We start from the raw sequence: 20693 nt of genomic DNA, 5'->3' as shown, positions 1-20693 counted from the left end.
GGATAAAAAATGGCCTTTAGCTTATATCAACTTGATCTATGCTAAAGGCCATCATTGTTAAAAGTAGAATTTATAAATTAAAATTATTGAGCCTGAATCCATTTATCCGCACGGTCACGTGCAGTACGTATCTGGTCCTGAGTCAGGTTGGCAGCCAAAGCAGTTTTCTTACCTTCAGACAGGCTAATCACTTTAGTGTCAAGCATGCCATCACGGGTTGAAAGCTCATACCACTGGTAAGCACCCACATAGTTTTTCTTCTGCTCTTCCATCATCGCAAGGTTAAAGCTGGCGCGGTTATCGCCATTGCTTGCTGCCTTTTCAAAATACTTGCGTGCCAAAGCCTCATCTTTATGTGTGCCAATCCCATCAGCATACATACGCCCAACATTGAGCTGTGCAGCAGACAAGCCTTGGTCAGCCGCCGCCTTAAACAGGGTGAAAGCCTGTTTCTCATCTTTGGCAACATCTTTACCATACTGGTAACGCGTTGCTAAATAAAACTGTGCACCTGCCTGACCCGCTTTCGCTGCGCTTTGTAATTCACTGACACTCATCACTGAATACCGTGCTGCCTGCGTTGCAACCGATTGTGGTTGGGCAACATAGTCAGCGTGCGCCTGCATACCGATCAGACCAAATAAAAATGTGCTGATTAATGTCTTTTTCATAGAGCGCTCACTCGATAAATTGCGACTTCACCAAATAGGTTCGGCATATGCTTGCTGAGCATACTACCTTGTTGGTCACCATTAACGGCAAGTCGATTAATAATTTTAATCCGATTCTCAGCACATAAGGCTTCAAAGTCACGGAAAGTACATAAATGAATATTCGGCGTGTTATACCACATATACGGTAAAGCTTCCGAAACAGGCATTTTCCCTTTTAATGCTAAAAAAGATCGGGTCTTCCAATATGCAAAGTTTGGAAAAGTAATGATTGCCTGCTTGCCAACACGCACCATGTCACGGAGTAGTACATCGGGCGCATCGACCGCCTGCAACGCCTGTGCCATGACCACGGAGTCAAAAGACTGGTCGGCAAAACGACTTAACCCCAAGTTTAAGTCCTGTTGAATAATATTTAACCCCCGACTGATGGCAATTGCAATCTTTTCTTGATCAATTTCTAATCCATAAGCACGAATATTATGCTGTTTGCTCATATGGGCCAGTAATTCACCATCACCACAGCCTAAATCCAGTACGCTGGAATCAGGTTTAATCCATCTTTCAGCCAGTCGTTGATCTATACGCATCAGATATTCTCCAAACGGGTCGATTGCAACTGTTGCGCTCCACCTAAAAATGCCCGTAATGTTTTCACATACAGCGGGATAGGGAACAGGAACGAGTCATGACCCTGTTCAGCATCAATATCCAGGTAGCTGACAGGCTGATGGTTGTCAAGCAAGGCATCCACCAGTTCCTGCGAACGGCTTGGACTAAAGCGCCAGTCGGTGGTAAATGAAATTACCAGAAACTGGCATTTCGGTTGACGCATCGCCTTTGTTAATGAATGTTCATATTCACGCGAGGGGTCAAAATAATCTAATGCCTTAGTCATAATCAAGTAAGTATTTGCATCAAAATTACGGCTGAATTGTTCGCCCTGGTAACGCAGATAGCTTTCCACCTGAAACTCAACGTCAAAGCCATACATAAACTTGCCTGATTTTAAGTCTCGACCAAATTTCTGTTTCATCGCTTCTTCGGATAGATAGGTGATATGACCCACCATCCGCGCCAGAATCAAGCCACGTTTTGGATAACTGTCATGTTCCAGATAACGTCCATGATGGAAATCTGGATCAGACAGAATTGACTGACGGGCAACCTCATTAAAGGCAATATTTTGTGCCGAAAGTTTTGGTGCACTGGCGATAATGGCACATTTCTTTAAGCGGTCTGGATAGTCCAGAGACCATTGCAGGGCCTGCATACCGCCCAGCGAACCACCGATCACGGCAAACCAGATTTCAATGCCCAAACGGTCAGACAGCATGGCTTGGGTTTTGACCCAGTCACGTACGGTCACTAATGGAAAGTCTGGACCATAAGGACGGTTTTCATTTTCAGGATTAGGAGAAGTTGGTCCTGTAGAGCCGTTACAACCGCCAATATTATTCAGTGACACCACAAAGAAATGGTTGGTATCAATGGCTTTTCCAGGCCCAATGCAACCATCCCACCAGCCCGCCTTTTTATCATCTTGGTGATGATAACCCGCGGCATGATGATGTCCTGACAATGCATGGCAAATGAGGATGGCATTGGATTTGTCAGCATTGAGTGTTCCATAGGTTTCAACCATTAAATCAAAACGGGGCAATATACGCCCACACTCAAGTTCTAAAGGTGCTTCAAATGAAAATTTTTGTGGAGTGACTAAGCCCACAGAATCCGATGGAAAAGACACTGGAATCGTTCGTCCTATAAATCTTTTATCAATAATAAAAAGGATACCAACTCTGGTATCCTTTTTAAATGATTGTTTTCGTTAAACAGCTGCGGCAACCACTTGGTCAGTCGTCAACACACCCTGTTCAATCAGGCGGTTGGTACAGGCAATAATTGCCTCAATGGACGAGGTGACGATATTGTCATGTACACCTGCACCAAATGCGCTCTTACCTGTGCCTTTGACCTGAAGCTCAATCAAGGCAAGGGCCTTGGCATTGGCACCTGAACCGATGCTGCGCTCTTCATAGTTCACCACATCAATTGGTAACTGTAATGCATTCAACATGGCAGAGATTGGACCATTGCCTTCACCACGTAAGCGCTGGATTTCACCCTCAATCTCAATGTCCAGTTCAATGATCTGTGTACCATTAATATCAGACAATTGATAATGCTTGGTCTGGTAATGACGATTTTTTACATCAACATAAGTGTTCTGGAATAATTCCCAAATTTGATGCGCGCTGATTTCTGTACCGTTTTCATCAGTATGTTGCTGTACAATCTGGCTAAACTCGATTTGTACACGACGCGGTAAAGCCACGTTGTAGTTCGATTCCAACAAGTAGGCGATACCGCCCTTACCAGACTGACTGTTGACACGAATTACTGCGTCATAATCACGGCCCAAGTCTTTCGGGTCGATTGGCAAGTATGGCATATCCCAGATTTCTTCATTTTTCTGGAACTCAAAGCCTTTCTTGATTGCATCCTGATGTGAACCAGAGAATGCGGTAAAGACTAAATCACCTGCATATGGATGACGTGGGTGCACAGGCAAGCCCGTACATTCCTCAACGGTTGCAATGATTTCATTGATGTTGGAGAAATCCAAGTTTGGTGCGACACCCTGTGTGTACATATTCAAGGCAATTGCGGCAACGTCAACATTACCTGTACGTTCACCATTACCAAACACACAGCCTTCAACGCGATCAGCACCTGCCATGATGGCCAATTCGGAAGCGGCGATACCACAACCACGGTCGTTGTGACAGTGAACTGAAATGATCACGCCATCACGGCGTGCCAAGTTGCGGTGCATCCACTCAATTTGGTCGGCATAGACATTGGGTGTAGACACCTCAACTGTGGCAGGCAAGTTCAAGATCACCTTGTTGGTTGGAGACGCTTCCCAAATTTCAGTGACCGCATCACAGACATCTTTGGCAACTTCCAATTCGGTTGCAGAGAAACATTCTGGGCTATATTGGAATATCCATTCAGTTGCAGGATATTGCGCCGCATATTCCTTGACTTTGTTGGCTGCATTGATGGCAAGCTGTTTTGAACCATTGGCATCGACATTCAATACTTTCTTACGGAAAGTCGGAGAGTTTGAGTTGTAGATATGCACAATCGCACGTTTTGCACCGACCAAAGACTCAAAGGTACGTTCGATCAAATGGTCACGGGCCTGTACCAACACTTCAATATACACATCATCAGGAATCAAATTCTCCTGAATTAATTTTTGAGTAAAATCAAAATCAATTTGTGAAGCCGATGGAAAACCAATTTCAATATGTTTAAAACCAATTTTGACCAACATATGGAACATTTTTAATTTTTGATCCATGTTCATCGGTTCAAAAATGGCCTGGTTACCATCACGAAGATCGGTACTCATCCAGATTGGCGCCTGATTGATTTCATTGTTCGGCCATTGGCGATCTGGTAAATCCACGCGTTGATACATACGGCGGTATTTTTTGCTTGGGTCAGCCAACATCATGAGATAACTCCTTGTTGTAGCATGGGTTGCCGCTTCAAAATAAATGCAACATGCTACAAATATATATGGTGTCTATAACAATTAATTTAAAGAGAATATGTTTTAAGTACCTGAAACCAGGCAGAAAAATTTATACGCGCGCGAGGCGCAGCATCAGCAGGGCAGCGAGGTTTTTTATATAAGACGGATGGATAAAGTCATCACTTGTTTTCATCATCTACCATTCACAGAATGAGTTATTCGGTTTTGCAGCTATATTAATCACCTGACAAGAATCAGTCTAGGTGAAAATGCAAGCCTTGGCAAAAGGTCTATGCTGCTATTTTAATGTGTATGGATAAAAAATATTTCCCTATTTTTTGCATCATATAGCGAAAACTAGAAAATATTTTCCAAAATATGAATCAATCTTGGTAAATATAATCCTGATTAATCTCGTTTATGGTTGCCGTTCCCATCAGCGCCATGGTGATTTCAAACTCTTCCTTTAAGATGCGTATGACATGGGCGGCACCCAAAGCCCCCGCAACTGCCAAGCCATAAATATAGGGGCGGCCCACCAGCACTGCATTTGCACCCAAGGCAATCGCCTTGAAAATATCCGTTCCACGACGAATCCCACCATCCAGTAAGACTGGATAATTGGCTGGGACAACGGCCCGAATTTTCTGTAACGCAGTCAGGGGTGAAATGCTGGTATCAAGAATACGTCCGCCATGATTGGAAACAATAATGCCTGATACGCCATAATCCAGTGCCTTTTGTGCATCGGCTGGGTGGAGAATACCTTTAAGAATCACAGGGAGTTTTGTGTTTTCAATCACCCATGCAATGTCTGACCATTTCGGTGCAACCTGCATCAGACCCTGAAATAACGGATGCTCAGAGGGGGATACATTGGGAAAATCAAGGTGGGTTGGCGTATGTGGATGAACCATGTCTTCAGGTAACTGAAAGCCAATTTTCCGTTCCCGATCGCGTATTCCGACATGCGGGGCATCAACTGTAATCACCAGGGCACGATAACCATACTGTTCAGCCTGCTGAATCAGGGGCAGGGACTTTTCACGTGAACCCTGCCAATACAGTTGAAACCATTTATAGGGATGTTCAGGATTGGTCTCGCCCATATGGGTATTGCTAAAGGTGCTCAGCACAATATTGCTGTGCATGACCTGTGCCGCGAGGGCAGAAGCCTTTTCCGCCTGTGGATGGAATAAAGCCTGATGACCAATCGGTGCAAGAAAAATGGGATGTGGATAATCACAGCCAAATAAATTGATCTGTGTATGCCCTTGCGTTAAATCGTTTAAATGACGTGGTACTAACTGAATATCCTGAAATTGCAGCATATTTTGTTGCACACTGATTTCATGCATCGCACCGCCATTCAGGTATGACCAAACTTCCTCGGTCAGGTGTTGTGGTGCCTGTTGCTGATAATCCAGCACGGTTTGAAGATGTGCAGGAATCGCATTTAAAGGTGGGAGAGGGACACGCTGTGACATTACAAATCACCCCACTGTCTTAGAAGATTATGGTAATGACTGGTGAGTGCCACGGTCTCTTCAGTGTCTCCTAATTGCTGGCGCAGTTTTAAAATGGTCATGTCCAAATTAAACAACATGGTTCGTTGCCAGTCATCTTTGACCATACTTTGAATCCAGGTAAAAGCAGCAATACGGCTGCCTTTAGTCACAGGTTCTACTCTGTGTAAACTGGTTGCTGGATACAAAATTGCATCACCTGCATCGAGTTTAACTTCATGTGCACCATAGGTGTCCTCAATAATCAGCTCACCACCCTCATATTCGTCTGGTTCTGATAAAAAGATTGTCATTGAGACATCGGTTCTGACATTTTTGCCTTTTTCATTCATATAAAGAATGGCGTTGTCGACATGGTTGCCATAGTTCCCCGAATCCTGATAGCAGTTAAACATTGGTAAAAGTATTTCATTGGGTAGGGCAAACGACTGAACCAGTAAGCTTTTCTTAATATTTTGTATCACGAACTGGCTGAGTTGCTGATATAGCTCGCTTTCAATGTCGATCTGTAAATTATTTTTAATTTTAATGGCCTGACTACCCGCAGTTTTTTTCCCAGAGACCCATTGGTTGTCTTGTTGTATTGCCTGACGAATAGATTGAACTTGGTCCTTACTCAAAACATTGGGGACATGTAGTAACATTGTGATAACCTTTTCTATGTCAGGTGAGTTAGATGGGAATAAAAATCATTCTACTCATGTTTCTGGCTTTTTAAAAATGATATTGTCATTCAATGATGAGGAGAGGTTGGGGTTCCTAAAAATAATAAAAATCAGTAGATTTAAGGCAAATAAAAAAACCCTAATATGAAATTAGGGTTTTTGGGTAATGCTTAACTCAAATTAGAATTTGTAGTTAACATTGAATACGCCTTGACGACCTTCACCTGGAGTAGCCCAACCGTTGTTACGGATACGAGCATAGTATTCCTTGTCGCTTAAGTTTTTACCAATCAACTGGAAGCTAAGGTCTTTGTTATAACTATAGGTTATAGAAGCATTATGGATCAGATAGTCCTCTGATTGTACTTGAGGAATCAGGTTGGTTGTTGCACTTACACTTGATAAATACATTTTACCCTGATATGTCAAGCCATAACCAACCTGCCACTGGTCATTGAATTGATAAGTTGTCCAGAGGCCACCAGATAATTCTGGCACATTCGTCATTTTTGCACCTTTGGCAAAGTCTGTTGCCGTTGCCGCGCTTGCAATGGTCTGGTCGTACTCACCTTTCATATAAGCCAAGCTTGCAGAAATTCCCCATTGTGGTGTGATGTTGCCAGCCGCGCCGATTTCTACGCCGTCTACATGGTTTTTACCATCAAGAACATTATTCATGCCAGCAATTGCGCTTGCAACACGAACTTTATTTTGCTCATTGCGGAACACAGCCGCGTTGATCAGGAAGTTCGGGTTCATTTGCCATTTTGCACCTAACTCATAGTTTACAGCTTCTTCTGGTTTGGTGTCACAGGTTGTACCTGTTGTACAGCCAGCATTGGCAGAGTTCTGCGTTGGTTTTTGGGCATTGGCATACGTTGCATATAAACTTGTACTTTCCGTAGGCTTATAAGTAAGGCCCAGATTATATGAAACGAGATTATTATCCTGTGAGGTAGCTGGGTTGGTTGTCCAAGTGTTTTTCAGTGTACCTTGAACCAGAGTAGGATCTTTTTTAACATCATCAGCAGTTACGCTGTCTCTTGATGTGGTTGCATACTGACCCTCGGTACGATCAAAGCGTACACCAGCATTCACAAGGAATTGTGAACCCAACTTGATTGTGTCAAATAGATAAGCAGAATAAATATCAAGCTTGCCTAGACCTGTGCTGTTGGCAAAGTAGTTGGTTTCACCATGCCAGTAATTGTCAGGATGATAAACATCCATATTCGGCTTAGCTAAAGGCGTGCCGTTGCTGTTATATAGATAGCCACCAACATTTAAAGCGTAATCTTCAGTGCTGTACGACACACCCGTTACCAATGCATGTTCAAGAATGCCCGTCTTAAATTTGCTGATCAGGTTGGTATCATTGGAAAACTGTTTTGTATTGGTTTCACGGTGATAGCCACGAGGTCCGCTTGGAATGTATTGTCCAATAATGCCTTTTTTACCACAGTTTGCATCTGTATAACCTGTTTGGTTGTCATTAGTAAAACCAGTTGGTGACAAACCGTTAGCCAGGCAATATGTACCCTGTGGAGCGGTAACCACCATGTCCTGAGTAATATCACTAAAGCGGGTGATTGAGTTCAAGGTAAACATATCGCTAATAGCGCTAGTTACCTTTAACGTGGTAATGTCGGTATCTGACGTTTGGTTGTCTAGATTACGGTAGCCATAGTTGTTTGCTGTGGAGATACCAGGTACGGCTTTACCATTGTAGTAAGGTACGCCATATAGTGGGTCATTATCATCTTCCTGATGGAAGTAAGATAAGGTTGCCTGGGTAGTATCATTGATACCTACTGTAATAGATGGGGCATATCCCCAGCGTTTACGTTCTTCTGGACGACCAACATAAGTGTCCTGATGGTTCATCACATTTAAACGTACCGCAACATCATCACTAAGGACTTTATTGAAGTCTCCTGTGATACGTGTGTAGTCATCGCTGCCTTTACCAAGGGTCACTTCATTAAAGTCACGATTTTTTGGTGCCTTGGAAGCAAGGTTGATACCACCACTGACCTGTCCAACACCACTTTCTGATGAGTTGGCGCCTTTAGTGATTTCCACAGCTTCATAGTTGAATAAATCTGAACGTGTCTGAACGGCAGCATCACGTAAACCATCAATGGTGATGTTGGATTGGGCATCATAACCACGTAGATTGATTTTATCTCCATAACCGCCTCCACCTTCACCCGCACCAAAGCTAATACCAGGAGTGGTTGCCAAGGCATCCTGCAAAGACAGTAAGTTTTGTTCTTTCAACGATTGTGCAGTAATGATTTGCGTTGTTTTTGCGGTATTTAGAAGTGATTCGGTTCTTTTGGTTGAAGTGGATTCAGCCTTATAGTTGTTCTCTGCATTCACTTCAATTGTTGGAAGTTTTGCAACATTGTCCTCTGCGGGTGCAGCATGTGCAGCCAAAGGTAAGGTTGCCGCAAGTGCAACTAACTGTGTAGTACCAAGATGTTTACGACTTTTGATCTTTGCCATTGAGAGAACCCTTGAAATTGAAGTGGCGAATGACAGAACTTTCAACCTGAGAAAACTTTTACAAAACTGTAGTAAAAGTGGATAAATTGTTAATCAATGTAACAATCTGTGCGAAGTCTAATGATAATTATTATCACCATCAATGCTTTTATTTATCGTGGAAAAGTTGGTATATATTTAACAAATTGATTTGTATATTTTTTTATATTAAATTGATATTAACGATACAAATTCTATAAAAAAACGAAAAAAATGATAGGTAAAAATAAAAATCCTTTATTATTATGAAAATCAAATAATTATGTAAGTAATTTAAAGAAATATTGAAGATATCAAGTTCCTTTAAATTAGCTGGGCTATGCCGATGTAGCATGCTGGCTAGATTGTTAAACTTCTCATGAGGAAAACAATTTGAACCCATATAAATAAAAAACGCCACCCTCAGGCAGCGCTTTGTGAATTAAGGATACTTAGAATTTCACATTGACACTTAACCAGTAGTTACGTGCCTTATCCTTGTTGTTGTAATGATCTAGATAGCTTGGCTGGAAACCACCCACACAGGTGCTGCCGCTGGTACATTCGGTAAAGCTGAGGTCATAAGTGGTAAAGTCACGGTCAAACAGGTTGTTGACTCGACCATTGAATGTCACTGTATCACTGGCTTTATATGATGCGCCTAAATGGAAAACCTCATAGTTTTTGAAATATAAAGGCTTGTTGTTGACAGCATCCCAAGAGCGGTAACGGTCAGAACGGGCTTCTGTGGTTAGGAATAGGCTGAAATTATTGGTGGCAGCCCAGTCAATTGTTGCGTTTGCCATATGTTTTGCAGTGTTGCCTAAAGGACGTCCCTTATTGGCACCACTTTTCTGTTCACTGTCGGTATAGGTGTAGTTGGCACGGAAAGACAGGTTGTCCAGAATTTCATAGCGGCCCGCGAGTTCAAGACCCTGGATTACCACTTCATCAATGTTGACCGTTCTGCTGGATGCATTGTAGCCCAAATCGGCGTATTCACCTGAAGTGGAACACGCAAGCCCTGTTACACCACCACAAGGCTGTGATGAAATCTTGTCATCAAACTTATTGTGGAAAATGGTGGCGTTCAGGTTGTGGCCTGCTGGATGTTGCCAGTAAACCGCCAATTCAGAACTCTGGCTGGTTTCAGCCTTTAAGTCTGGATTGCCAAAAAATGGCGAGGTACCCTGACCACCAAAGCCCGTGATACCGTCATACAGGTCAGAGGTTTTTGGGGTTTTATAGCCTGTACTGATTCCACCCTTAAAGGTGAGTTGGTCATTTAAGGTATAAACACCATAGAGGCGAGGGCTGGCCTGGCTACCAAAAATCTCGTGGTTGTCGTAACGCAGGCCAGCGGTGATGGCTAAAGGATCAATAAGGCGGTAGGTGTCTTCGGCAAACAATGACCACATATTGTGTTCCTGCACTTCACCTGGCGTACCTTTTTCCATACCAAACACGCCATCTTTTAATTCACCACGAACGATTTGTGTTCCCACAATCGTGTTATGGGAACCATAAAAGTCAAATGGCATATCCAGTTTGGCGTCTAAGGTGTATTGGTTACTTTCCATCACACGCTTGTTGCGGGGCAGGAAAGTGGACTCAGCCAGTTTCTTGCGATCGGCCTCGCTCATTCCAGCATAAGCACCCGTTCCATCAATCATGGCCAATAGCTGTGTACGTTCAGCCACGGTAAATGGCAGGGTACGGCCATCATTATTGGTCTCAACATAAGCAAGGGAAACAAAACTCTTCCCGATGTTCCAGTCACCCTCATGGGTGAGGGACCAGGTGTCACGGGTGAACTTCTGGTCTGCCGCATAGCCGACCTGTGGATTGGCACGGCGTTCCCAGGTTCCGCCATTGCCTGTACAGGCATTCTGGTTATTGCCCGTTGCACCCTTACAGAAGTTAGCTGCTGACCAGACTGAACCGATGTTGTCCACTGTACCGACAGGATATTCCTGTGTGCCTGAATCATTCAGGCGAGGCGCATTGTCATATTCCTGCTTTGATGTGTCCATCTCAAACGAGATGCTTTGGTTCTCTGTTGGTGTCCATGAAAGTTTTGCACCTAATGATAAATTTTCATTATCAACAGTTTTACCGCCACTACCGAACCCAAGTGCACGGATACGTGTTTCACCATTCGGATAGGTTACAGGGGTATAAGTGGGATTGGATGCCATGCGGTTATAAAAACTACCACGCAAAGTCAGACCTAATTGATTGGCAATCAAAGGTCCCATCACATTAAAGTCAGTGGTGATGTCATCACCGAAATTGTCATCTGTCTGATAAGTGCGGCTGTGTGATAGCGATCCCTGCCATTTGTCAGTGACTTTTTTGGTGATGATGTTGATCACACCACCCATTGCGTCTGCACCATAAAGTGTTGATGCGGGACCGCGAATCACTTCAATACGTTCAATCGCATCCAGTGGTGGAATATGGTTGAACTGGTTGCCGCCAAAGTTGTTTGGATAAATGTCGCCGTGATTGTTCTGACGTTTACCATCCACCAGGATCAGGGTGTAGTCGGCCCCCATTCCACGCATGGAAATTGTCCCTTGTCCCGTTTTGTCACGGGTTTCACCAATATCAACCCCCTCAAGGTCACGAACCGCGTCCAGCAGGGTCATATATGGCTTTTTTTCCAGCTCTTCTTTGGTGATGACCGAAATACTTGCTGGTGCGTCTGTAATTTTTTGCTCGAAACCTGATGCTGTCACAACAATAGTGGAAAGCTGGTGGGTAGCTTCCGTTTCGGCTGCATAAAGTGAACTGGAGGCGAGACCAATAAAGGCTGCCGTTAAAGGGTGCAGATTGAATTTACGCATGATAAACAGTCCAAAAGTGGAGAAAAATCAAAACAAAAAAATTTAAAACAACTGACACTCATAATGGTAATGATATGTTTTATCATTTACAACAAAAATTAACATTTATTTAAGGTTGTTTTAAGAAAACTATTTTTTGAATTAATTTGTATTGAAATGGACGAAAATCAAAGAAAGCGAGTTGCTTTTTCATCATGTGTTTTGTATATCTGCAAAGTTGTCATATAATGTGGCACTTTTAAAAACTGTTACTACTAACTAAATATCGAGGAAGCCATGCAAGTAACGACTGAAGCGGTTTCGGGCGTTGCCCGTCGTTTAAATGTTTCTGTACCGACGAGCCGTGTTAACGAGCAATTTGAAGCTCGCTTAAAACGCACTGCCAAAACTGTGAAGATCAACGGCTTCCGTCCAGGTAAGGTGCCTTTAAACGTTGTTCGCCGTGAATATGGTGCGGGCATTTATCAGGAAGTGGTGAATGACATCATTCGCGACACTGTGTTCGAAGCAATTCAACAAGAAAAAATCAATGCGGTAGGTATGCCGAACATTGAGAAAGTTGAAAACAAAGATGACGCTTTAGTGTATGAAGCAACTGTTGAAGTTTATCCAGAAGTGGAAGTGAAAACTTTTGCCGATTTGGAAGTTGAACGCAAGGCTTCAGAAATCAACGACAAAGACGTTGATACCATGATTGAGAACCTGCAAAAGCAACGCGCTTCCTGGGCTGAAACCAAGGGTATGGCGAAGAAAGACATGCAGGTGACTTTCGACTTCGAAGGTACTGTTGATGGTGAGAAGTTCGAGGGCGGTTCTGCTGAAGACTTTAAACTGGTTCTTGGTTCAGGTCGCATGATCCCTGGTTTTGAAGACGGTATCGTTGGCATGAAGAAAGGCGAAGAGAAAATCATTGATGTGACTTTCCCTGAAGACTATCAGGCTGAAAACCTGGCGGGTAAAGCTGCTCAGTTCAAGATCACTGTGAAGCTTGTTGAAAAACAGAAACTTCCAGAAATCGATGCTGAATTCCTAAAAATCTTTGGCTTGACTGAAGAAGAAGGTCTGGACAAGTTAAAGGCTGATGTTCGTAAGAACATGGAACGTGAAGTTCGCAACGGTCTGCGTAACCAGGTTAAACAAGCTGCGTTTGATGCACTTGTTGCTGCAAACGAAATCGAAGTTCCAGCTTCTATGGTTGCCCAGGAAATTGACCGTCAACGTCAACAAATGATCCAGCAGTTCACTCAACAATTTGGTGGTCAGGGCGCAGGCGCATTTGACAGCAGCATGCTTCCAGATGAATTGTTCAAGGAGCAAGCTGAAAAATCAGTGAAACTTGGTGTGTTGGTGAGCAAAGTATTGGCTGACGCTAAACTTGAAGTTGACCAGGCACGTGTTGATGCTTATATCGATGATATGGCTTCTTCTTATGAAGACCCAACAGAAGTGGTTGAATACTTCAAAAATGACAAGCAGCAACGCGCTCAAATTGAAGCTGTTGTGCTGGAAGATCAGGTTGTTGACCACATCCTGGCTTCTGCTAAAGTAAGTGATGTAAATGTAAGCTATGAAGACTTGTTAAAAGAGCAACAGGCACGCCGTGGCTAATCTTTTAAAAGTTTAGAAGAAAGGCGCTTGATGCGCCTTTTTTTATGCGTGTTATGAAAGTGTTAATTTGTCGAAAAATGACTCGGTTTTGCCATAAATAATCGAATATTTCAGGTTGAACCTTTTGCAATTTCATCGATTATCCCTCATATTGTTGGCATAGATCGAGTCAGAATAATTTAGGAATAAATAAACTTATGTATGTTCCAACAATTGAAAATGCTTTAGTTCCTGTTGTCGTTGAACAATCCTCTCGTGGTGAGCGTTCTTTTGATATTTATTCACGCCTGTTACGTGAGCGTGTGATTTTTTTAACAGGTGAAGTTGAAGACAACATGGCCAATTTAATCGTTGCGCAGATGTTGTTTCTGGAAGCTGAGAATCCAGAGAAAGATATCCATCTTTATATTAACTCACCAGGCGGTTCAGTGACTGCTGGTATGGCGATTTATGACACCATGCAGTTCATCAAGCCAGATGTGGTGACCTACTGTATGGGGCAGGCGGCATCGATGGGTGCATTCCTGTTGAATGCGGGTGCCAAGGGCAAGCGTTACTGTCTTGAAAATGCCCGTGTCATGATTCACCAGCCGTTGGGTGGTTTCCGTGGTCAGGCTTCTGACATTGAAATTCACGCGCGTGAGATTCTCTTTATCAAAGAGCGTTTAAACCGTTTGATGGCTGAGCATAGTGGTCAGAACTATGAAACTGTCGCACGCGACACAGACCGTGACAACTTTATGACTGCACAGGCAGCAAAAGAATATGGTTTGGTTGATCAGGTGCTGAGCAAGCGTCCTTGATTTTTAAAAACTAGGTTTAAGATTTAAGTTGTGGAGTAAATATGTCCGAACATCCTCAAGGACAAAAACATTGTTCATTTTGTGGTAAGACGCAATCTGAAGTTGGAAAATTGATTGCAGGTGAGGACGCATATATTTGTAATGAGTGTGTGGATGTCTGCTTGGACTTGGTACAAACCAGCCAACAGGTTGAAGCGGGGGATTGGGCAAGCAAGGCATTGCCTAAGCCACATGAAATACGTGCTGCCCTTGACCAGTATGTCATTGGACAGGATATTGCGAAAAAAACCCTGTCTGTTGCTGTGTATAACCACTACAAACGGTTGAAGGTTGGGCAGTCCCACCACACACATCAGGATGTTGAAATCGCAAAAAGTAACATTCTACTGATTGGTCCAACAGGATCAGGTAAGACCTTGCTGGCGCAAACACTTGCCCGCTTGCTGGATGTTCCATTTGCCATGGCAGATGCGACTACACTCACGGAAGCAGGTTATGTGGGTGAAGATGTTGAAAACATCGTGCAGAAGCTATTGCAGAAAGCGGACTATGATGTAGAGAAAGCCCAGAAAGGCATTATCTATATTGATGAGATCGACAAGATCACCCGTAAGTCTGAGAATCCATCCATTACCCGTGATGTTTCAGGTGAGGGTGTGCAACAGGCACTGTTGAAAATGATTGAGGGCACTGTTGCCTCAATTCCACCTCAAGGTGGACGTAAACATCCTCAACAGGAATTTATTCAGATTGACACCTCAAATATCCTGTTTATTTGTGGCGGTGCATTCTCTGGTCTGGAAAAAATTGTCCAGCAGCGTCAGGAAAAGGGCGGGATCGGCTTTACCGCTGATGTGAAGAACAAGGATGATCGTAAGAAAATCTCTGAGTTGTTCCGTCAGGTTGAGGCAACTGATCTGGTCAAGTTTGGCTTGATTCCTGAGTTCATTGGTCGTTTGCCTGTGATTGCCACTTTGGAGGAACTGGATGAAGAAGCGCTGATGCAGATTCTGACAGAACCGAAGAATGCATTGACACGCCAATATCAATACCTGTTCACAATGGAAGATGTGGATTTGGTGTTTGATGAGTCTGCATTGCGTGCGGTGGCGAAGAAAGCGCTGGAACGCAATACGGGTGCACGCGGTCTACGTTCAATTCTGGAAAATGTTTTGCTTGAAACCATGTACGATTTACCAAGCCGTACAGATGTTGGTACAGTGGTTGTGGATGAGGCGGTGATTAATGGCACCGCAAAACCAACCTATAAAGCTGAGCGTCTGCCCCAGGTGACCACGCCTGAACTGGTGGAAAAAAAAGACTTGAAAGTGATTGATTCCAAATCGGCCTAACGGCAACGGTTTATCACTCATCTAAAAAAGCATGAAAGGTTTAGCTTTTCATGCTTTTTTTATTTGCAATTGGTCGGTGAGGTGTTAATCTTAAAAATTGGAAAATCCGCATAGTTTTGCGCTGTTAACAATAAATCCAAGAAAACGCCTTGAGGGATGTCATGCGTTATTTAATATTGTCATTATGTTGTGCTGGGGTATTGGCTGGCTGTCAAAGCCACAAAGCCGTTGAGGAAAAACCAGCAGCACTGACTGCAACGCTACCACCAGTGGATACTGAAAAAGAACCAGGCCTGTTTGATCAATACCATGTGGGTGGCTTCACTGTAGGTGGTTGGGTCAATCAAAAGTTGGGTCAATACTTCACACCAGTTAAACCGCAAAATGAACAGGCGGCCATTGTGTATCTGTATCGACCAGATTCGCGCTGGAACCGTCAGGAAATTGCGGCGGTCAACCTGTTTATCAATGGTCATCGTATTCCAAGTCTGTTACATAATCATTATTACTGGGTTGAACTCCCTGCGGGAACCTATCGTTTAAGTGCAAGCCGTCCCTTGGCAGGATTACATTTCCAGAAACCAAAATATCTGGACCTGACAGTGGATGCCGCGCAGACCTATTTCATCAAATATGATGAGGAAAACAAGATTTCCCGCAGTGAACATACGGGCCCCTGGATGGTGATGCCTGACAAGGTTGCCCGTCAGGAAATTGCGTTTACCCGCCTAAAATCTTCGAGCTATAACTTCGTTGCACAGAATGAATCGGGAGAGGTTCGTTCCAAGCCTCAGGAACTCAAGCCTATTAAATATGATGAAAAGTCTGAAGTACTTTTGGTCAAGCCATTTAAAATCTGGAATCCTTTAACCTGGTAAACTGATACAGAACAGGGACTAATCAGGTTGAACCAGTGGTTTGATGATGGTTAGGAACTGTTCCTTTAGCTGTGAGCTTTGCTCTGGATCATTCAGGCTTTGCTGGCTCAAATGATTCATATACTGAAAAACATTGGTGCTGATTTTCAATGTTTTTTGATTAATGGATCTACCCTCAGGCGTTTTTAGGAATGTTAAATAAGCCTGCACCTCTTCCTCACTTAATGTCTCGGCATAAATTTTTTCTATGGCCTGTAAGGTTTCGGGTCGGGCAAACACTTTTGAACTGGTGTCTTTCAACAATTGGCTGAGTTCGAGTACAGCCAATTGTTCCTGTGTAGTGGTTAATTTATCCTTGTTTAATACCCTTAGCAGGATGTTTTCAGCTTCTGAATCCAATGTCGGCTGCATTTCATCCAAAGAGGTATATAGGATATTTTCAAACTCACTCAGTTTGATCAGCTCTTTTACAGACTGGGTTCGTGCTGGTGTGGCAAAGACACTTTGCATGGCACTGATCAGGGATAAACCGACCATCACCCTCGATATATTTCTATTCATGTCTTTGTCCTTATTGTTGTTTTGTTTTTTATAATCTAACAGAAGCACTGGGCAAAAAAATAGCCGAATACGATGATTCGGCTACCTGAATTGTATAAATATTATGATGCAGCGGCATCAACCACTGGAATCTTGCCAATCTTCGCTTGCCAGATTTTTGGTGCAATGGCATGGATTGAGGTGCCATTGACATCAACGGCAACAGATACAGGCATATCTTCAACCACAAACTTGTAGATAGCTTCCATACCCAAGTCTGCAAATGCAACCACTTCAGCTTCACGAACTGCTTTAGACACGAGGTAAGCGGCACCACCAACGGCCATCAGGTAAGTTGCCTTGTTTTCCTTGATTGCCTCAACCGCAGCAGGGCCACGATCCGCTTTACCAATCATACCAAATAAGCCTGTAGCTTCCAGAACCTGACGGGTAAACTTGTCCATACGGGTTGCAGTTGTTGGGCCAGCAGGACCAACCACTTCATCGCCGACTGGATCAACTGGACCCACGTAGTAAATAAATTTACCTTTGAGGTCAACTGGCAGTTCTTCGCCGTTATTCAGCATATCGACCATGCGCTTGTGCGCAGCATCACGACCTGTATAAATGGTGCCATTGAGAAGTAAGGTGTCACCTGGTTTCCAGGAATTCATTTCTTCCTGAGTAATGGTATCAAGGTTGACACGCTTCGATTGAGATGAATCCCACGTTACAGCAGGGTAGTCTTCAAGTTTTGGTGCTTGAATATGTGCAACACCAGTACCATCTAACTGGAAGTGAGCATGACGAGTGGCCGCACAGTTCGGAATCATACCGACTGGTTTGCCTGCCGCATGACATGGGTAATCCTTGATTTTAATATCAAGTACTGTGGTTAAACCACCAAGACCTTGTGCGCCAATACCTAATGCATTCACTTTCTCGAAGATCTCGATACGGAGTTCTTCCATTTTGCTTTGTGGGCCACGACGAAGTAATTCGTCCATGTTGATTTCTTCCATGAGTGCTTCTTTGGCAAGCATCATGGCTTTTTCAGCAGTACCACCGATACCAATACCGAGCATACCTGGTGGACACCAGCCTGCACCCATGGTTGGAACAGTTTTAAGTACCCAGTCCACAATCGAATCAGATGGGTTCAACATTGCAAGCTTGGATTTATTTTCTGAACCACCACCTTTTGCTGCAACGGTAATATCGACTTTATTCCCTGGCACGAGCTTGTAGTGAATCACGGCAGGAGTATTGTCTTTAGTATTCTTACGACCAAAAGCTGGATCAGCCAACACAGAAGCACGGAGTACGTTTGAGTTCTCTAGGTAACCTTGGCGTACACCTTCGTTGACCGCATCATCCAGGCTCATGCTTAAATCAAATTTAACATCTAGGCCAACTTCAAGGAAAACGTTGACAATCCCTGTATCCTGACAGATTGGTCGGTGACCTTCAGCACACATACGTGAGTTGATGAGGATTTGGGCAATTGCATCTTTTGCAGCTTTGTTTTCTTCACGATCATAAGCACGGCTCATCGCTTGGATGAAGTCCTGTGGGTGATAGTAGGAAATAAACTGCAGGGCATCCTTGATTGATGTAATCAAGTCATCTTGTTTGATGATCGTTGTCATATCAAATTTCTCTTGAGCGGGCGATTAGCTGGCGGGCTAAATTATATGACAAAAAGTTATCATTGTGGGAGTTTTAGCGCACATTTGGCTAAAGGTCTAAACTGGCAAGAGAAGTGTTGAGGTTTCTAGTTTTTTCTCATCTGGGAGGGGGAGTAGCCAAAATGCTTTTTAAAGCGATGGCTAAAATGGCTGCTTGAACTGAAACCGTAATGTGCCGCAATTTCGGTCAAATTTGCTGTAGTCAACTCTAGTGCCTGATGAGACAACTCAAGACGGCGCTGCATGACATATTGATGTGGTGGCATTCGCATGGATTGTTTAAACATATGCGCAAAATGATATTCGCTGAGCTGGGTTTGTTGCGCCAAATCTGACAAGGTCAAACTCAGGTGTAAATGTTGATCAATCCATTCTATTAGTTGTTTGAGCACATAGGGCGAGAGACCGCCTTTGACTTTAGGTACTTGCCACTGCGTATGGCTATAATTTTTAATCAGATGATTTAAGAGTAATGTTGTCGCGGTGCTCATCTGCAAATGATTTTCACGATTTTGCCAAGTACCATTCAGTAAAAAATGACGATAGATCATGGAAATTTGCGGATCAGCCACAAAAATTTGTGGGTTTAAAGTGATCTGACTCGGTTCGCGATCCCAGACTTGTTCAGCTACCCGTTGTAAGTGTTGTTCAGTGTAGTAAAGATGTACAAAAGTCAGTGGATCACGTAGATCCCAAGTTGATTCAAAGTCCTGTGGCATCAGGCACATGCGATCAGGACCACCGCCATTGTGCCAACCTTGTGCGGTCTTTTGATAGCTTTCATAACCGCCCTGAATATACATACTCAAGGTATGGTGATTGCTACACACGCTGACACGATCTTGATTATTTTGCCACATGGCGAGCTGCATACCCGAACCCAGTTCTACCGAGTCGAGCAATTGCGCTTTATATTGCTGTAATTGATCGAGAATCTGATATTTCATCTTCTATATGCAGTGCCAAATAGAGTATTTAGTGTAGGACTTTCATATCACCTTGTCATCTAGCAAAAAGCATGAATAAAAATCGCAAGTTGATGACAGGCATCGCAAGATTATGCAAGCAATCATGTACTCAAACCACGCAAAATAGCAGTTATGGTCATTGAGTTCGGTTTAAAAGAGATGAATGTGCTGTTATATGCTTTGGTTGTGGTGATCTGGGGAACCACATGGATTGCGATTAGTCTGCAACAACAAAGTGGAATATCGGCCAGTGTTGCGGTGTTCTGGCGATTTTTTATCTCTGCAATAGTATTATTTGTTTTCGTTATATTAAGTCGAAAGTTGCGGAAACTGGCGATTCAGGATCACCTGTTTTGTATGTTGCAGGCCTGCTGCATTTTTGGTTTTAACTTCGTCTGCTTCTACTATGCGGTGCAATATATCAGTAGCGGTTTGGAAGCCGTGATTTTCTCCATGGCAGTGATTTTTAATACCATTAATGCCCGATTATTTTTCTCTCAGCAGGTGTCTTCACGGTTCTATCCTGCCGCTTTACTCGGTGTGTTGGGGATTATTGCCTTGTTCTGGCATGATGTGGCGGGCACCACTTTAAATCGCAATACCTTAATAGGTATTGGACTATGTATCCTAGGCACTTATGGTTTTTCTTTAGGGAATATGATCAGTACGCGCCATCAAAAACATGGTCTGGATATTTTTACCACCAATGCTTATGGCATGTTGTATGGCTCGTTATTGATGGCCTTGGTTTCATGGTTTAGACAGGATGATTTTTTTCCAAGTATGCAGTTTAGTGCAATCAGTGCCTTACTCTATCTGGCGATCTTCGGTTCTGTGATTGGTTTTACTGCCTATTTTTATCTGGTAGGTCGTATTGGCGCAGGTAAGGCAGCGTATAGTACCTTGCTGTTCCCTTTGGTGGCTTTGGTCATTTCAACGATATGGGAGAATTATCACTGGCAAATGAATGCCGTGATCGGAGTAATTTTGATTTTATGTGGCAATGCGATTTTCTTTACCAAAGGTCCACACTCTAAGATGGTTCAAGCTTCTAAGTCGGTTTAAGTGA

General features: G+C 43.4%; 16 protein-coding genes. 5 read left to right on the top strand and 11 right to left on the bottom strand.

The genetic code is table 11. The features are described 5' to 3' along the window. Positions 1-83: 83 nt before the first annotated feature. The 8 genes from QTA56_RS08850 to QTA56_RS08815 form a co-directional block, all read right to left on the bottom strand. Positions 84-671 carry a tetratricopeptide repeat protein gene (locus QTA56_RS08850; RefSeq protein ID WP_267980635.1) on the bottom strand — a complete coding sequence of 196 codons (588 nt, stop codon included), beginning with the start codon at positions 669-671 and terminating at the stop codon, positions 84-86. Then, positions 668-1261: a methionine biosynthesis protein MetW gene (gene metW / locus QTA56_RS08845; protein ID WP_267980634.1), complete on the bottom strand. Its 594-nt coding sequence runs from the start codon at positions 1259-1261 to the stop codon at positions 668-670. Before metW ends, QTA56_RS08850 begins: the two co-directional genes overlap by 4 nt. After that, the gene (gene metX / locus QTA56_RS08840; RefSeq protein WP_267980633.1) at positions 1261-2421 is read right to left on the bottom strand and encodes a homoserine O-succinyltransferase MetX; all 1161 of its coding nucleotides are present in this window, start codon (positions 2419-2421) and stop codon (positions 1261-1263) included. Before metX ends, metW begins: the two co-directional genes overlap by 1 nt. 81 nt (positions 2422-2502) lie before the next feature. Next, positions 2503-4200, bottom strand: a complete 1698-nt coding sequence (gene leuA / locus QTA56_RS08835; protein ID WP_267980632.1) for a 2-isopropylmalate synthase — start codon at positions 4198-4200, stop codon at positions 2503-2505. A 404-nt stretch (positions 4201-4604) separates the two neighbouring features. Then, complete coding sequence (locus QTA56_RS08830; protein ID WP_267980631.1) at positions 4605-5708, bottom strand: alpha-hydroxy acid oxidase; 1104 nt, start codon at positions 5706-5708, stop codon at positions 4605-4607. Further along, positions 5708-6391 (bottom strand): Fe2+-dependent dioxygenase, encoded by a 684-nt coding sequence (locus tag QTA56_RS08825; RefSeq protein ID WP_267980630.1) that lies wholly within the window; start codon positions 6389-6391, stop codon positions 5708-5710. The genes QTA56_RS08830 and QTA56_RS08825 overlap by 1 nt, the downstream gene beginning before the upstream one ends. 201 nt (positions 6392-6592) lie before the next feature. Beyond that, on the bottom strand, positions 6593-8920 hold the full coding sequence (locus QTA56_RS08820; RefSeq protein WP_267980629.1) for a TonB-dependent receptor: 2328 nt from the start codon (positions 8918-8920) through the stop codon (positions 6593-6595). Between the two features lie 470 nt (positions 8921-9390). After that, positions 9391-11787, bottom strand: coding sequence for a TonB-dependent receptor domain-containing protein (locus QTA56_RS08815; protein WP_267980628.1), 2397 nt, complete (start codon positions 11785-11787; stop codon positions 9391-9393). A 276-nt stretch (positions 11788-12063) separates the two neighbouring features. Here QTA56_RS08815 and tig point away from each other — a divergent pair, with 276 nt between their 5' ends. The 4 genes from tig (at position 12064) to QTA56_RS08795 (ending at position 16428) form a co-directional block, all read left to right on the top strand. Further along, on the top strand, positions 12064-13395 hold the full coding sequence (tig, locus tag QTA56_RS08810) for a trigger factor (protein WP_267980627.1): 1332 nt from the start codon (positions 12064-12066) through the stop codon (positions 13393-13395). A gap of 197 nt (positions 13396-13592) precedes the next feature. Next, positions 13593-14198: an ATP-dependent Clp endopeptidase proteolytic subunit ClpP gene (gene clpP / locus QTA56_RS08805; protein ID WP_004678498.1), complete on the top strand. Its 606-nt coding sequence runs from the start codon at positions 13593-13595 to the stop codon at positions 14196-14198. Between the two features lie 41 nt (positions 14199-14239). Next, positions 14240-15550 (top strand): ATP-dependent Clp protease ATP-binding subunit ClpX, encoded by a 1311-nt coding sequence (gene clpX / locus QTA56_RS08800; RefSeq protein WP_267980626.1) that lies wholly within the window; start codon positions 14240-14242, stop codon positions 15548-15550. Positions 15551-15711: 161 nt separating this feature from the next. Continuing rightward, positions 15712-16428, top strand: coding sequence for a DUF2846 domain-containing protein (locus QTA56_RS08795; RefSeq protein WP_267980623.1), 717 nt, complete (start codon positions 15712-15714; stop codon positions 16426-16428). An 18-nt stretch (positions 16429-16446) separates the two neighbouring features. Here QTA56_RS08795 and QTA56_RS08790 read toward each other — a convergent pair whose 3' ends face one another. The 3 genes from QTA56_RS08790 to QTA56_RS08780 form a co-directional block, all read right to left on the bottom strand. After that, a complete protein-coding gene (locus QTA56_RS08790) occupies positions 16447-16989 on the bottom strand; it encodes a DUF2059 domain-containing protein (RefSeq protein WP_267980621.1) in 543 nt (180 codons plus the stop codon). Between the two features lie 101 nt (positions 16990-17090). Further along, positions 17091-18617 (bottom strand): fumarate hydratase, encoded by a 1527-nt coding sequence (locus QTA56_RS08785; RefSeq protein ID WP_267980619.1) that lies wholly within the window; start codon positions 18615-18617, stop codon positions 17091-17093. Between the two features lie 125 nt (positions 18618-18742). Next, a complete protein-coding gene (locus QTA56_RS08780) occupies positions 18743-19603 on the bottom strand; it encodes a helix-turn-helix domain-containing protein (protein ID WP_267980617.1) in 861 nt (286 codons plus the stop codon). A 180-nt stretch (positions 19604-19783) separates the two neighbouring features. Here QTA56_RS08780 and QTA56_RS08775 point away from each other — a divergent pair, with 180 nt between their 5' ends. After that, positions 19784-20689 carry a DMT family transporter gene (locus tag QTA56_RS08775; protein WP_267980870.1) on the top strand — a complete coding sequence of 302 codons (906 nt, stop codon included), beginning with the start codon at positions 19784-19786 and terminating at the stop codon, positions 20687-20689. Positions 20690-20693: the final 4 nt, after the last annotated feature.

This window comes from Acinetobacter thutiue (genome assembly GCF_030385805.1).
Taxonomy (GTDB): Bacteria; Pseudomonadota; Gammaproteobacteria; order Pseudomonadales; family Moraxellaceae; genus Acinetobacter; species Acinetobacter corruptisaponis.
This window is presented reverse-complemented; position numbering and strand designations above follow the sequence as displayed.

Bases quoted from the DNA above. Each gene is read 5' to 3' on its own strand.
- QTA56_RS08850 (WP_267980635.1), bottom strand. From the start codon at position 671: ATGAAAAAGACATTAATCAGCACATTTTTATTTGGTCTGATCGGTATG.
- metW (WP_267980634.1), bottom strand. From the start codon at position 1,261: ATGCGTATAGATCAACGACTGGCTGAAAGATGGATTAAACCTGATTCC.
- leuA (WP_267980632.1), bottom strand. From the start codon at position 4,200: ATGATGTTGGCTGACCCAAGCAAAAAATACCGCCGTATGTATCAACGC.
- QTA56_RS08830 (WP_267980631.1), bottom strand. From the start codon at position 5,708: ATGTCACAGCGTGTCCCTCTCCCACCTTTAAATGCGATTCCTGCACAT.
- QTA56_RS08825 (WP_267980630.1), bottom strand. From the start codon at position 6,391: ATGTTACTACATGTCCCCAATGTTTTGAGTAAGGACCAAGTTCAATCT.
- QTA56_RS08820 (WP_267980629.1), bottom strand. From the start codon at position 8,920: ATGGCAAAGATCAAAAGTCGTAAACATCTTGGTACTACACAGTTAGTT.
- QTA56_RS08815 (WP_267980628.1), bottom strand. From the start codon at position 11,787: ATGCGTAAATTCAATCTGCACCCTTTAACGGCAGCCTTTATTGGTCTC.
- tig (WP_267980627.1), top strand. From the start codon at position 12,064: ATGCAAGTAACGACTGAAGCGGTTTCGGGCGTTGCCCGTCGTTTAAAT.
- clpP (WP_004678498.1), top strand. From the start codon at position 13,593: ATGTATGTTCCAACAATTGAAAATGCTTTAGTTCCTGTTGTCGTTGAA.
- clpX (WP_267980626.1), top strand. From the start codon at position 14,240: ATGTCCGAACATCCTCAAGGACAAAAACATTGTTCATTTTGTGGTAAG.
- QTA56_RS08795 (WP_267980623.1), top strand. From the start codon at position 15,712: ATGCGTTATTTAATATTGTCATTATGTTGTGCTGGGGTATTGGCTGGC.
- QTA56_RS08790 (WP_267980621.1), bottom strand. From the start codon at position 16,989: ATGAATAGAAATATATCGAGGGTGATGGTCGGTTTATCCCTGATCAGT.
- QTA56_RS08785 (WP_267980619.1), bottom strand. From the start codon at position 18,617: ATGACAACGATCATCAAACAAGATGACTTGATTACATCAATCAAGGAT.
- QTA56_RS08780 (WP_267980617.1), bottom strand. From the start codon at position 19,603: ATGAAATATCAGATTCTCGATCAATTACAGCAATATAAAGCGCAATTG.
- QTA56_RS08775 (WP_267980870.1), top strand. From the start codon at position 19,784: ATGAATGTGCTGTTATATGCTTTGGTTGTGGTGATCTGGGGAACCACA.